We start from the raw sequence: 13,653 nt of genomic DNA on the forward strand, positions 1-13,653 counted from the left end.
CGGTGCCCGGGCCTACGGCGTTCCGGGCACCGCTTCCGCGCCTTCCATGGCCTCCCGGCGCAGTTCGACCTTGCGCACCTTGCCGCTGACCGTCATGGGGAACTCCGTCATGACGCGCAGGTAGCGCGGGATCTTGTAGTGCGCCAGCCGGCCCTCGCAGAACGCGGCGATCTCTTCCCGCGTGGGCGGGTCGCCGGCCTCGTTCGGGATCACGCAGGCCAGGATCTCCTCTCCGAACCGTTCGTCGGGCACGCCGACCACCTGCACGTCGGAGACCTTGGGGTGGGTGTAGAGGAACTCCTCGATCTCGCGGGGATAGACGTTCTCCCCTCCCCGGATGATCATGTCCTTGATGCGTCCCGTGATGGCCACGTACCCGTCCTCGCGCATCACCGCGAGGTCGCCGGTGTGCATCCAGCGGCTCGGGTCGATGACCTGATCGGTCTGCTCCTGGTCCTCCCAGTACCCGAGCATCACCGAGTAGCCGCGGGTGCACAGCTCCCCCGGCTCACCCCGCGGAAGCGTCACGCCGCTGTCCGGGTCGATGACCTTCACCTCCAGGTGCGGGAGGACCCTGCCGACGGTCTCCGTGCGCCGCTCCACGTCGTCGTCGGTGCGGGTCTGGGTGGAGACCGGTGACGTCTCGGTCATGCCGTAGCAGATCGCCACCTCCTCCATGTGCATCTCGGCGACGACCCGCTTCATGACCTCGACGGGGCACGGCGAGCCGGCCATGATGCCGGTACGGAGCGAGCCGAGGTCGTAGTCCGCGAAGTCGGGCAGTCCGAGCTCGGCGATGAACATGGTGGGCACCCCGTACAGGGAGGTGCACCGCTCGTCCTGCACCGCCTGCAGCGTGGCGGCCGGCTCGAAGCTGGGCGCGGGGATGACGACGCAGGCACCGTGGCTGGTGGCGGCGAGGTTGCCCATCACCATGCCGAAGCAGTGGTAGAAGGGCACCGGCAGGCACACCCGGTCCTGCTCGGTGTAGCCCAGCAACTCGCCGACGAAGTAACCGTTGTTGAGGATGTTGTGGTGCGAGAGGGTCGCACCCTTCGGGAAGCCCGTCGTCCCCGAGGTGTACTGGATGTTCACCGGGTCGTCACAGCTCAACTTGGCTTCCGCGGCCCGCAGTTGTTCTTCGGTGATCTCGTTGCCGGCGTTGAACAGCACTTCCCAGTAGGGCGTGCCGATGTGGACGGTCTCCAGCAGCTGCGGGCATTCGCAGGCCACATCACGTGCCATGGCGCGGTAGTCGCTCGTCTTGTACTCCGTGGACGCGACAAGCAGGCGCACCCCCGACTGACGCAGTACATAGGCCAGTTCATGTGTACGGTACGCCGGGTTGATGTTGACCATCACGGCACCGATGCGCGCCGTCGCGTACTGGACGAGCAGCCACTCCGGGCAGTTGACGGCCCAGATGCCCACCCGGTCACCCTTGCCGATGCCGCGCGCCAGCAGCCCTCGCGCGAGCTGGTCGACATCGGCGACGAACTGCGCGTACGTCCAGCGCCTGCCCTCACGGACGTCGACGAGGGCCTCACGGTCGGGGTACGCGGCAGCGTTCCGGTCGAGGTTGCGGCCGATCGTCTCACCGAGCAGCGGCGTGGTGGCGGTCCCGCTCGTGTACGAGAGCGCCGTGGAATCTGCGGTCACCGGGACCTCCTCGTCCTTGAGCCATCGCCTTAGCATCGTGTGTGAGTGATCTGCGCCTCACCACCCCCGAACGGGGGTGACGTCGTGCGGGGAACGCGAGAGGGGACTGCGATGACGGATCCGGCCGAATCGGGCGCGATACGGGCGGCGCTGTCCAGGCTGCGGCGCAACACGGAGATCCCGGTGGCCTTCGCGGGCATGACCGGCGAGGGACGCGGGTTCCGCATCACCGAGATGACCGGCACCACCACGCAGGCCCTGCGCGGCCTGGCGATCGCGCCGGGCAACGGGCTCGGCGGCAAGGCCGTCGCGCTTGCCAGGCCCGCCTCCGTCACCGACTACCACTCCTCGCGTGTGATCAGCCACGAGTACGACGCCGCCGTGGCCGCGGAAGGGCTGCGTTCGGTGCTGGCGGTGCCCGTCGTGGTACGCCGCCGAGTGCGCGGCGTGGTGTACGCGGCGCTTCGGGAGTCGCTGGCGCTCGGCGACCGCGCCCTGGACACCGCCTCCGACGCCGTACGGGAGCTGGAGCAGACCCTCGCCGTCCGCGAGGAGGCGCAGCGGCTGACCCAGGCGCGCCAGGCTCCCGTCGACGACCCCCGCGCCTGGGAGGAGGTGCGGGAGGCACACGCCGAACTGCGCACTCTCGCCCACCGGTTGCCCGAGGGCGAGCTCCGGCAGGAACTGCTCGACGCCTGCGGCCGGCTGGCGACGGCGTGCGGGCCGCAGAGGTCACCAAAGGGCGCGGCGGAGGCGGTCTCGCTCACCCCCCGGGAAGTGGACGTGGTCTCCTGCGTCGCCGGCGGCGGGACGAACGCCGCTGTGGCCGCACGGACCGGGCTGAAGCCGGAGACCGTGAAGGCCTATCTCCGATCCGCCATGCGGAAGTTGGGCACACATACGCGGATGGAGACGGTGGTGGCCGCGCGCCGCTCGGGCATCATTCCCTGACGCCGGGTCCCGAGGGAGCCGCCCTGGTGGCCGGTGCGTGACCGTCCCGACGTCCGCGCGCCGTCCGGCTCACTCGCGGCCTGCCGTCGCCGGGCCGTTCAGCCGCGCACGGCGTGCAGCACGAGGATCGCAAGATCGTCCTCGACCGGCTCCGTTCCGAAGTCGTGCGCGGCCTGGCGCACCCGCTCCGCCACCGCCATCGCCCCCATGCCTCCGCAGGTGGCCAGGATCTGCGCGAGCCCGTCGCCGTCGTCCAACTGCCGCTGCCCGCTGCGCCGTTCGGTGACGCCGTCGGTGACGCACAGCAGTGTCTCCCCCGGCCTCAGATCGAAGCCGTAGGCCGAGAACTCGGTGCCCTCGTCGATGCCCAGCAGAATCTGCGACTCCACCACGGGCGTCACGCCGTCCTCGGACAGCTTCAGCGGCGCCGGATGTCCGGCGCTGGCGACGGAGCAGTGCGCCCCGCCCCTCTCCATGTCCGGCTCCAGCTCCCCGTAGACGAGGCTGAGGAAGCGCGGCTGCGCGCTCTCGCCTCCCACGGCCACGGCCTCGGCTCCCTCCTCGGCCATGGCGGCGTTGAGTCTGCCGAGCACGGACTCCACTCCGTGGCCCTCCCGCGCGAGCAGCCGGACGAGATGCCTGGTCAGCCCGGTCACGGACATCGCCTCCGGGTCCTTGCCCTGCACATCGCCGAGCAGGAAGGACCACCGGTTGTCTCCCATGGGAAAGAGGTCGTAGAAGTCGCCGCCGACGGTCTGGCCCAGGGCGTGCGGCTCGTAGACGATCGCCGTCTCCACGCCGGGCAGGCTGGCCAGCGACGGGGGCAGCTGTCTGCGCTGGAGCGCCCGGCTGATGCTGGTCTGGCGCGCGTACTGGCGGGCGGTGACCACGGCCTGTGCCACGCGGCGCGCGACATCCTCGACCGTCCGCGCCACGGAGTCCGTCATCTCCGTCGGCCCTGACCTGCCGATCACCAGCGAGCCCAGACAGGCGCCGCCCGCGACGAGGGAGAACGCCAGCGCCGAACCGCCCCTCCCGGACTCGTCGACGCTCTCCGGCCAGGGCCAGGGGATGCCCACGGTGCGCAGGCCGGCGGGCGGCGGTTCCGCCTCCATGGCGTAGCGCAGCGCGTCGACCTTGCGCTCGTCGACGTCCCACACGCGGGACAGGCGCATCCCGCCGGTCTCGTCGGTCAGCCACACGGCGCACCAGTCGGCCAGCCTCGGCACGAGGAGCTGCCCGGCCAGTGCGGCGACCATGTCCTCGTCCAGCTGCCCCGAAAGCAGCTCGCTCGCCTCGGCCAGGAACGCGCCGCCGCGGTCGGCCCACTCCGCGGTGCGACGGCGGTCGGCCTGCCCGGATGAGGAGAAGATCTCCGCGGCCTCCAGTTCGCGGTGCATCGCCTCGCTGAGCGACCCGGACGGCTTGCCGACCATCTCGGAGACGGCCAGGCGGAACCACACGACCTTCTCGGTGCGCCGGTAGGTCACCCCCCAGGACTGGGCCAGGGCCCCCACGATCTGGAGCCCGAGGCCCCGGCCTCCGCGTCCTGCCGCGGTCTCGCCGGTGACCCGGCCGGTGGGCTGTCTGTCCACCACCTCGACCAGCACCGCCGCGATCTCCACCGGTCCGCTCGCCTCGGTGGGATCGTCCGGCCCGGGCGGGTCCGTCTCGATGCCGCAAGCGACCTCGATCCGGGTTCCGGCGTGCATGAGGGCGTTGCTCACGAGTTCGCTGACGAGGAGCTCCGCATCGTCGGCCAGGCGCTCGGTCACCGACCCCGGGGTCACGCTCGCCCGTGCCCACTTCTCGATCTCCGAACGCACGAGCGCACGAGCCGTCGAGGGTGCGAGCTGGCCTGTTGGCAGGGCTCTGCGCGACTCGGGATCGCTCAGGCCGGCTGACGGCAGTCGCACAAGCCACTCCTGACTCGGCTGTCTCTGCAATAAAGCCTCTACAATAGGATAAAGCTACACATCCAGGATGCTTGGGATGGGATGCCATGGACGACCCCCAGGGCCAGCCGATACGTGAGGCGGACCTGCGTCGCCTGCTGGGAGCCATGAGGTCTCTCAACGACGGCGACTTCTCGGCGCGTGCGGCGACCGAGAGCGAAGGAGTTCTGGGCGAGGTGGCGGGGGTCTTCAACCAGATCGTCACGCGGAACGAACATCTGGCCACGGAACTGAGGCGCGTACGCCGGGCCGTCGCCAAAGAAGGCCACCTCGACGAGCGGATCTCGGCAAGCCCGGGTCCGGGCTCATGGGCCACCAACGTCGACGAGACGAACCAGCTCATCGAAGCTCTGGGGACCCCTGTGACGAAGGCGACCAGGGTGCTGGAGGCAATCGCCGACGGGGACCTGACGCAACACATGGAGCGGCACAACGGCAAGCACGGCGACCTCGGGCGGCTGGACAGCGGCCTGAACCGTCTCGTGGACCAGCTCTCCATGTTCACCGGAGAGGTCACCCGAGTCGCCCGTGAGGTCGGCACCGAAGGAAACCTCGGCGGCCGTGCGGACGTCGGGGACCTGTCGGGCGACTGGCGCCGCGTGACCGAGGCCATCAACGACATGGCGGAGCGGCTCACCGGGCAGGTGCGCGACATCGCCGGCGTGACGACGGCGGTCGCACGCGGTGACCTGACGCAGAAGGTCATGGTCGAGACCTCGGGTGAGCTGCTGGAGCTGAAGCTCACCGTGAACACCATGGTCGACCAGCTCTCCGCCTTCGCCGACGAGGTCACACGCGTCGCACGCGAAGTCGGCACCGAAGGAAACCTCGGCGGACAGGCCGAGGTGCGGGGTCTGTCCGGGGCGTGGCGTGATCTCACGGACAACGTCAACCTCATGGCCTCCAACCTGACCTCGCAGGTGCGCAACATCGCCCAGGTCTCCACGGCCGTCGCGCAAGGTGACCTCAGCAAGAAGATCACCGTCGACGCGAAGGGCGAGATCCTCCAGCTGATGAGCACCGTGAACACCACGGTCGACCAGCTCTCCGCCTTCGCCGACGAGGTCACACGCGTCGCACGCGAAGTCGGCACCGAAGGAAACCTCGGCGGACAGGCCGAGGTGCGGGGCGTCTCCGGTGTGTGGCGCGACCTGACGGACAACGTCAACCTCATGGCCTCCAACCTGACCTCGCAGGTGCGCAGCATCGCCCAGGTCGCGACCGCTGTGGCGCAGGGCGACCTCAGTCAGAAGATCACCGTCGACGCGAAGGGCGAGATCCTCCAGCTGAAGACCACCCTCAACACGATGGTCGACCAGCTCTCGGACTTCGCCGACGAAGTCACACGCGTCGCACGCGAGGTCGGCACCGAGGGAAACCTGGGCAGGCAGGCTCAGGTCAGGGACGTCTCCGGCGTGTGGAAGGACCTCACCGACAGCGTCAACTCCATGGCGCTGAACCTGACGTCGCAGGTGCGCAGCATCGCCCAGGTGACCACCGCGGTCGCCAACGGAGACCTCTCCAAGAAGATCGACGTCGACGCACGCGGCGAGATCCTGGAGCTGAAGGACACCGTCAACACGATGGTCCACCAGCTGCGGGCGTTCTCGGACGAGGTCACACGCGTCGCACGCGAGGTCGGCACCGAGGGCAACCTCGGCGGCCGCGCACAGGTCCACGGTGTCTCCGGCGTGTGGAAGGACCTCACCGACAACGTCAACTTCATGACCACGAACCTGACGTCGCAGGTCCGCAACATCGCCCAGGTCGCAACGGCGGTCGCCAACGGAGACCTCTCCAAGAAGATCGACGTCGACGCACGCGGCGAGTTCCTGGAGCTGAAGACCACCCTCAACACGATGGTCGACACGCTCTCCTCCTTCTCCTCGGAGGTCACCCGCGTCGCCCGCGAGGTCGGCAGCGAGGGCCAGCTGGGAGGCCAGGCACGCGTCGAGGGCGTCTACGGCACCTGGAAGGGACTGACGACGAGCGTCAACGAGCTCGCCCTGAACCTGACCACGCAGGTCCGTGCGATCGCCGAGGTCGCAAGCGCCGTCACCCAGGGCGACATGTCCCGCTCCATCCAGGTCGACGCCCGCGGCGAGGTGGCGGAGCTGAAGGACAACGTCAACGTCATGGTCGCCAACCTGCGCGAGACCACCCGCACCAAGGACTGGCTGGAGTCGAACCTGACCCGTATCGCCGGCCTGATGCAGGGACAGCGGGACCTGGTCGAGGTCGCCGACCTGATCCTGCGGGAGCTGACGCCGCTGGTGAACGCCCAGGCCGGCGCGTTCTTCCTGGTCGGCTCCGGAGGGAAGCCCGGCGAGGAGCTGGAGTACATCGCCGGCTACGGCACCAGCGGCCGGGAGGACCCGGGCGGGCCCGACTCCCCGCTGCGCGGTTTGATATCCCAGGCGGTCGCCGAGAAGAAGCGCATCCTCATCGAGGACGCCCCGCCGGACTACGTGAGGGTGGAGTCGGGCCTGGGCTCGGCGCCCGCGGCGAACATCCTCATCCTGCCGATCCTCTTCGAGGACAGGGCACTCGGTGTGATCGAGGTCGCCTCGTTCAGCAAGTTCAACGAGATCTACCTGACCTTCATCGACCAGTTCGTGCACACCATCGGCGTCTCGATCAACACGATCCTGGCCAACGCCCGTACGGAGGTTCTGCTCTCCGAGTCGCAGCGGCTGACCAAGGAGCTGCGCCAGCGGTCGGACGAACTGCAGCGCACCAACGCCGAACTCGAGGACAAGGCGGCGCTGCTCGCGACGTCGTCCCAGTACAAGTCCGAGTTCCTGGCGAACATGTCGCACGAGCTGCGCACCCCGCTGAACTCGCTGCTCATCCTGGCGCGGCTGCTCGCCGACAACCCCGACGGCAGGCTCTCCGAGCAGGAGGTGGACTTCGCCACCACGATCTACCGCTCGGGATCGGACCTGCTCCAGCTCATCAACGACATCCTCGACCTGTCGAAGGTCGAGGCCGGACGGATGGACGTGCGGCCGCGTTCGCTGCCGCTGACGAAGCTGCTGGACTACGTGCACGCGACGTTCCGGCCGATGACGATCGACCGCGGGCTGGGGTTCGAGATCGCGGTCGGCGAGAACGTGCCGCGCGAGCTGTACTCCGACGAGCAGCGCATCCAGCAGGTGCTGCGCAACCTCCTGTCCAACGCCGTGAAGTTCACCTCGTCCGGCGGCATCGAACTGCGCGTGGAGCGCGTCGCGGACAAGGCCTTCGACGAGGCGACGCTCCGCGATGCGGAGTCCGTGCTCGCCTTCTCCGTCAAGGACACCGGAAGCGGCATCCCTCCGGAGAAGCTGTCCGTGATCTTCGAGGCGTTCCAGCAGTCCGACGGCACCACGAGCCGCCGGTACGGCGGGACCGGCCTCGGGCTGTCGATCAGCCGGGAGATCGCGGGGCTGCTCGGCGGTCGGATCGACGTCGAGAGCCAGGAGGGCGTGGGCTCGCGCTTCACCCTCTTGATCCCGTCGGTCTACCCGGGCAGCGGGCCCATGGGCCCGCCGGAACGCGTGACGGCGCCCGCGAGTCTCAGCAGCCGCGACATCGAGGGCGGCACAGCGGTCGCATCGGCTCCGCCGCCGGCCGCACTGCCCGAGCCGGAGCCGCTCGGCCCGGCCGGTGGCGCGACGCCCGCGGAGCCGGAGACGGCGCCGCCCACCCGTCCCGTGGAACCGGAACGGCCGGAGAGGGCCGAGCCGGCGAAGCCCCGGGACGCGGGCGAGGCACCGGCACCGCCGACTCCCACGGCATGGCCCGAGCCGTCCGCACCGGCCTCCGAGGCGTCACCGCGGGTGGAGACCGTGGGGCCCGAGCGTCCCTCGGCCACCGAACCGCGGGCGGCGGAGGGCCACGAGGAGACCTGGCCGGAGACGACGCAGCTCAAGCAGTGGCTGGGCGGGGAGCGCGGCCAGGTGCTGGCGGGGACCAACGTGCTCATCGTCGACGACGACATCCGGAACGTCTTCGCCCTCACCCATGTGCTGGGACGCGTGGGCATCTCCGTGAAGTACGCCGAGAACGGCCGCGAAGGCCTGGACGTGCTGGACCGTTCGCCCGAGGTGTCGGTCGTCCTGATGGACATCATGATGCCGGAGATGAACGGCTACGAGGCGATCCAGAAGATCCGGCGCACACCGCGCCTGGCGGGCCTGCCCGTCATCGCGCTCACCGCGAAGGCCATGTCCGGCGACAGCAAGAAGGCGCTCGACGCGGGCGCCGACCTCTACGTCGCCAAGCCCGTGGACCTCGACGAACTGCTGCAGTCCATCTACGACCTGCTCAAGCAGAGCCACGGGGCGCAGCCGCCGAGCGGAGGCGCCACGGCCCCGGCCGCGCCGCCCCGGGCGGCACCGAGGACGGCGGCGGATCCGAACGGGTCCGGACCGGCACACGAATCCCCCGAGGAATCCACGGAGCAAGGCGCGGAGCCGCACGGCACAGCCTCGCCGGACGGCACCGGCGCCCGGGAGCACCACATCGGTTCTCGCGGGGACGGCACCGGCACCGAACCGCGGGACGGATGACATGAGCGCCGCGGTGCCCGACCGGTCCAGCATCCTGATCGTGGACGACATGGAGGAGAACCTGGTCGCGCTGGAGGCCGTACTCGGCCCGCTGGACCAGCAGTTGGTGACGGCGCGCTCCGGTGAGGACGCGCTCAAGGCGATGCTCCGCCAGGACTTCGCCGTGGTGCTGCTCGACGTGCTCATGCCGGGGATGGACGGGTTCGAGACCGCGGGCAACATCAAGCGTCTGGACCAGACGAAGGACGTGCCGATCATCCTCCTGACCGGCACCGACGTGGACGCGGACTACGCCTACCGCGGATACTCGCTGGGCGCCGCCGACTTCCTCTCCAAGCCCATCGATCCGTGGGTACTGCGCACGAAGGTCAACGTCTTTCTCGACCTGGACCGCAAGAACCGTCAACTCGCCGTCCAGGCCGAACAATTGCGACGTCTCCTGGTCGCCGAGCACTCGCCCCGCGCCGGCGGCCAGGGCACCGCGGCCGCAGACGGACCGCTGGAGGGCACCCGGCCGGAGGACATGGGAACCGGCAGAAGCGCAGCCGAGCAGCTCGCACACATCACGGAGATGCTCGTGCAGATCGAGATGATGCTCAGGGACGGCGAGAACGCCGCGTCGGCCGAGTTCGCCGGCCGCATCGCGGAGCTGGAGAAGTCCGTACGCCGGCTGGGGTCGGCGAGCGGGAACGCCGTCTGAGGAGCAGCCGCGCGGGAGGCACCCCGCACGACTGCTCCTGTTCCACTTGCTCTGCGGCTTTCCCCGCTCTGTGTTCTTCCTGTGCTGCGCCTTGCTTCCTGCTCTCTCCGTGAGGCCCGTCAGGCCCGTTCGGCCGCGCGACGGGGCACCTCGGCCGGCGCCTCGGTGCTCCCTCCCGCGGGCAGTCCGAGGTCCTCGGTGGGGAGATGGGCGGTCTCCCGTGCGGTCAGCGCGGCGAGCGCGGGCGGCACGCAGAGCGCTGCGGTGAACAGCGCGACGCGTGCCCAGCCGTCTCCCTCCGGCCCGGCGATGCCGGCGGCGAACGTCACCGCGAAGCCTGAGACGGCGAAGCCGATCTGGGTGCCGACGGCCATGCCCGACAGCCGCACCGACGTCGGGAACATCTCCCCGTAGAAGGAGGGCCAGATGCCGTTGGCGGCGCTGTAGACGACGCCGAAGGCGAGGACTCCGCTCAGCAGCGTGAGGGGGTAGCTGCCGGTGGAGATCGCCCACAGGTACAGGAACATCGTGACGGCGCTGCCCAGCGCTCCCGCGAGGAAGACCGGCCTGCGGCCCACCCTGTCCGACAGGCGCGCCCAGAGCGGGATCGCCGCCAGCGCGGCCGCGTTGGCGAGTGCGCCGACCCAGAGCATTCCGGAGCTGTCCATGCCGACCGCGTCGCTCGTCGCGTACGACAGCGCCCAGACGGTGAAGATCGTGCTGACGGAGGCGATCAGCGCACCGCAGATGACCCGCAGCAGTGCTCGCCAGTGCCCGCGCAGGAGGACGGCCAGGGGCATCTTCGCGACCTGTCCGGCCTCTGCCTGGCGTGTGAAGACGGGCGTCTCGTGCAGGGTCCGCCGGATGAACCAGCCGACCAGGGCGACCGCGGCGCTCAGGAGGAACGGTATGCGCCATCCCCAGGTGAGCATCTGCTCCTCCGGGAGGGCCGCGACGGGGATGAACACGAGCGTCGCGAGGAGCTGTCCCGCCTGGGTGCCGTTGAGGGTGAAGCTGGTGAACCAGCCGCGCCTGTGCGGCGGCGCGTGTTCCAGGGTCATCGAGTTGGCGCCGGCCTGCTCCCCGGCGGCCGATATGCCCTGCATGACGCGCAGCAGCACCAGCAGGGCGGGCGCCGCCCCTCCGATCTGGGCGCGGGTGGGCAGGCAGCCGATGAGGAAGGTCGCCGCTCCCATCAGGAACAGCGTGAACAGCATGATCTTCTTCCGCCCGAAGCGGTCGCCGACGTGGCCGAGCAGCAGGGCGCCGAGCGGGCGGACGGCGTAGGCGACACCGAAGGTGGCCAGGGAGAGCAGGGTGGCGTCCGCCGGGTCCGAGTCGTCGAAGAAGATCTTCGGAAAGATCAGCGCGGCCGCGCTGCCATAGATGAAGAAGTCGTAGTACTCCAGTGCGCTCCCGACCGCTGCGGCGACAGCGGCCTTACGCGGCTGTGCCGTTGCGGCGGCAGAGCCGGACTCGTTCTCGGCGGTCACAGCGTGCTCCTTCGGGCGTCCCTCGCGGCTCTAATTAACCCACCAGATAGTTAATAGCGGGTGGCTACGGATGCTGGGGCCGTACTCCTCCCATGTCAAGAGGTCAGGGCCGGGGATTCCGCGCCGGGGCTCCGCTCAGCCCTTCTCACCCGTCGTCAGATACGCGATCACCATGTCCGCGAGCATCGTCCGGTAGTGCTCGCGGCGCTTCTCGTCCAGCAGGTCGCGCTCGAAGAGAGCCCGGAAGGTGTGGCGGTTGGCGACGCGGAAGAAGCAGAACGAGCTGATCATCGCGTGCAGATCCACCGCGTCCACGTCGGCGGTGAAGACCCCCTGGGCCCGCCCGGCGTCCAGGATGCGCCGGATGACGTCGATCGCGGGCGAGCTGAGGCGGCGCAGCTCCTCGGAGCCGGCGATGTGCTCGGCCTCGTAGACGTTCTCGATGCTGACGAGCTGGATGAAGTCCGGGTGCGCCTCGTGGTGGTCGAACGTGACGGCGGCGAGGCGGCGAATGGCCGCCACGGGGTCCAGATGCTCGACGTCCAGCTGCTGTTCGGCTTCGCGGATGACCGAGTAAGCCCGCTCCAGCACGGCGGTGAACAGCTGCTCCTTGCCGCCGAAGTAGTAGTAGATCATCCGCTTCGTGGTGCGCGTGCGGGCGGCGATCTCGTCGACCCGGGCTCCCCCGTAGCCGGCACGGGCGAACTCCTGGGTGGCGGCGTCCATGATCTCCGCCCGGGTGCGGGCGGCGTCACGTACACGTCCGGCGGACTGCGCCGGGTCTTCCGCGGTGGTCATCCGGCTCCTCGGCGGGGGTCACTGCAGTCCAGCGATTGTAGGGCGAGCGAGGCGCGCACCGTCCTGCCGGGCTTCACAGCAGGGGCACCGGCTTGATATCACTAACGAACCAGTTCGTACATTGATGGGAAGCGACCGATGCCCCACTCCGCCGATCTCCCGGACGAGATCCCCGTGCTCGTCCTGAACGGCCCGAATCTCAATCTGCTCGGCCTGCGCGAGCCCGGCATCTACGGCAGGGAGACGCTGGCCGGCATCGAGGAGCTGTGCCGCGAGACCGCCGCGGCGCACGGGCTGCGGGCGGACTGCCGGCAGAGCAACCACGAGGGCGTGCTCATCGACGCGATCCACGAGGCCCGGACCGCGCACCGCGCGATCGTGATCAACCCGGCGGGGTACAGCCACACCTCCGTGGCGCTGCGCGACGCGCTCGCAGCGGCGGAATTGCCCGTCGTCGAGGTGCATCTCTCCAACATCCACAAGCGGGAGGCGTTCCGCCACCACAGCTACGTCTCCGCCGTCGCCGACACCGTGATCTGCGGCGCCGGCGCCCACGGGTACGCCCTGGCGCTGGCCCACGCGGCCACGCTGGTGCGGGAGAAGCGGTGAGCGGCGGCCGTACGTACCTCGTCGGCCTCATCGGCTCCGGCATCGGCCCCTCCCTCAGCCCCGCGCTGCACGAGCGGGAAGCGGAGCGGCTGGGCCTGCGCTACGTGTACCGGCTCATCGACCTCGACGGCACAGGGGCATCTCCCGGGCCGCCAGGCCCAGGGGCAGCCTCCGCGGAGCGGACGGGCGAGCTCGTGCGCGCGGCCCGCGAACTCGGCTTCGACGGGCTGAACATCACGCACCCCTGCAAGCAGGCCGTCATTCCGCATCTCGACGCGCTGGCTCCGCAGGCGGAGGCGCTCGGCGCGGTCAACACGGTCGTCTTCGACGGTTGCCGGTCCGTGGGTCACAACACGGACGTCACCGGCTTCGCCTCCTCCTTCGCACGCGGGCTGCCGGACGCCACCGTCGACGACGTGGTCCTGCTCGGGGCCGGAGGGGCGGGTGCCGCCGTCGCCCACGCCATGCTCGGGCTGGGCACGGAACGCCTCACCGTCGTCGATGCCGAGCCGGGCCGGGCCTCCGCCCTGGCTGGTTCGCTGGCCCGGCACTTCGGCGACGGACGGGCAACCGTGGCCGAACTCCAGGACGTGAGCGCGCGGTTGGCGCATGCCGACGGTCTGGTGCACGCCACTCCCACCGGGATGGCGGCCCACCCCGGACTGCCCGTTCCGGCCGATGCGCTGCACCCCGGACTGTGGGTCGCCGAGGTCGTCTACCGGCCGCTGCGGACCGAACTGCTCGGCGCGGCACGCGCCCTGGGCTGCCGTGTCCTGGACGGCGGCGGCATGGCGGTCTTCCAGGCGGCCGACGCGCTGCGCCTGTTCACCGGTCTGGAACCCGGACGCGGGCGCATGCTCGCGGACTTCGAGGAGCTGACGGAGGCGCCCGGCGTGCACCTGTGAGGCACCGCCCCGGGCCCCGAAACGCGGGGA

9 protein-coding genes are annotated in these 13,653 nt (G+C 70.1%); 5 read left to right on the forward strand and 4 right to left on the reverse strand.

The annotated features are described in order from the left end of the window. Positions 1–12 precede the first annotated feature (12 nt). A complete protein-coding gene (locus EV375_RS25320) occupies positions 13–1,659 on the reverse strand; it encodes an AMP-binding protein (RefSeq protein WP_207228455.1) in 1,647 nt (548 codons plus the stop codon). 111 nt (positions 1,660–1,770) lie between these two features. Between EV375_RS25320 and EV375_RS25325 the strand changes: the two genes are divergently transcribed. Continuing rightward, positions 1,771–2,610: a LuxR family transcriptional regulator gene (locus tag EV375_RS25325; RefSeq protein WP_130302268.1), complete on the forward strand. Its 840-nt coding sequence runs from the start codon at positions 1,771–1,773 to the stop codon at positions 2,608–2,610. A 98-nt stretch (positions 2,611–2,708) separates the two neighbouring features. Here the strand turns inward: EV375_RS25325 and EV375_RS25330 are convergent, their stop codons facing one another. Further along, positions 2,709–4,526, reverse strand: coding sequence for a SpoIIE family protein phosphatase (locus EV375_RS25330; protein WP_486588799.1), 1,818 nt, complete (start codon positions 4,524–4,526; stop codon positions 2,709–2,711). A gap of 86 nt (positions 4,527–4,612) precedes the next feature. On the opposite strand from EV375_RS25330, the gene EV375_RS25335 reads away from it, so the two are divergent. Next, positions 4,613–9,118, forward strand: coding sequence for a HAMP domain-containing protein (locus EV375_RS25335; protein WP_165434851.1), 4,506 nt, complete (start codon positions 4,613–4,615; stop codon positions 9,116–9,118). A gap of 1 nt (position 9,119) precedes the next feature. Then, a complete protein-coding gene (locus EV375_RS25340) occupies positions 9,120–9,818 on the forward strand; it encodes a response regulator (protein ID WP_130302269.1) in 699 nt (232 codons plus the stop codon). A gap of 119 nt (positions 9,819–9,937) precedes the next feature. On the opposite strand, the gene EV375_RS25345 is transcribed toward EV375_RS25340, so the two are convergent. Both EV375_RS25345 and EV375_RS25350 read right to left on the reverse strand, forming a co-directional pair. Continuing rightward, positions 9,938–11,311 (reverse strand): MFS transporter, encoded by a 1,374-nt coding sequence (locus EV375_RS25345; protein ID WP_130302270.1) that lies wholly within the window; start codon positions 11,309–11,311, stop codon positions 9,938–9,940. Between the two features lie 135 nt (positions 11,312–11,446). Beyond that, positions 11,447–12,109, reverse strand: coding sequence for a TetR family transcriptional regulator (locus EV375_RS25350; protein ID WP_130302271.1), 663 nt, complete (start codon positions 12,107–12,109; stop codon positions 11,447–11,449). 138 nt (positions 12,110–12,247) lie between these two features. On the opposite strand from EV375_RS25350, the gene aroQ reads away from it, so the two are divergent. Both aroQ and EV375_RS25360 read left to right on the forward strand, forming a co-directional pair. After that, on the forward strand, positions 12,248–12,718 hold the full coding sequence (aroQ, locus tag EV375_RS25355) for a type II 3-dehydroquinate dehydratase (protein WP_130302272.1): 471 nt from the start codon (positions 12,248–12,250) through the stop codon (positions 12,716–12,718). After that, positions 12,715–13,623: a shikimate dehydrogenase gene (locus tag EV375_RS25360; protein ID WP_130302273.1), complete on the forward strand. Its 909-nt coding sequence runs from the start codon at positions 12,715–12,717 to the stop codon at positions 13,621–13,623. The genes aroQ and EV375_RS25360 overlap by 4 nt, the downstream gene beginning before the upstream one ends. Positions 13,624–13,653: the final 30 nt, after the last annotated feature.

This window comes from Streptomyces sp. CNZ301 (genome assembly GCF_004217425.1).

What these genes read in the sequence shown, in the direction of transcription:
- EV375_RS25340 (WP_130302269.1), top strand. Translation starts at nt 9,120, where the DNA reads ATGAGCGCCGCGGTGCCCGACCGGTCCAGCATCCTGATCGTGGACGAC.
- aroQ (WP_130302272.1), top strand. Translation starts at nt 12,248, where the DNA reads ATGCCCCACTCCGCCGATCTCCCGGACGAGATCCCCGTGCTCGTCCTG.
- EV375_RS25350 (WP_130302271.1), bottom strand. Translation starts at nt 12,109, where the DNA reads ATGACCACCGCGGAAGACCCGGCGCAGTCCGCCGGACGTGTACGTGAC.
- EV375_RS25325 (WP_130302268.1), top strand. Translation starts at nt 1,771, where the DNA reads ATGACGGATCCGGCCGAATCGGGCGCGATACGGGCGGCGCTGTCCAGG.
- EV375_RS25335 (WP_165434851.1), top strand. Translation starts at nt 4,613, where the DNA reads ATGGACGACCCCCAGGGCCAGCCGATACGTGAGGCGGACCTGCGTCGC.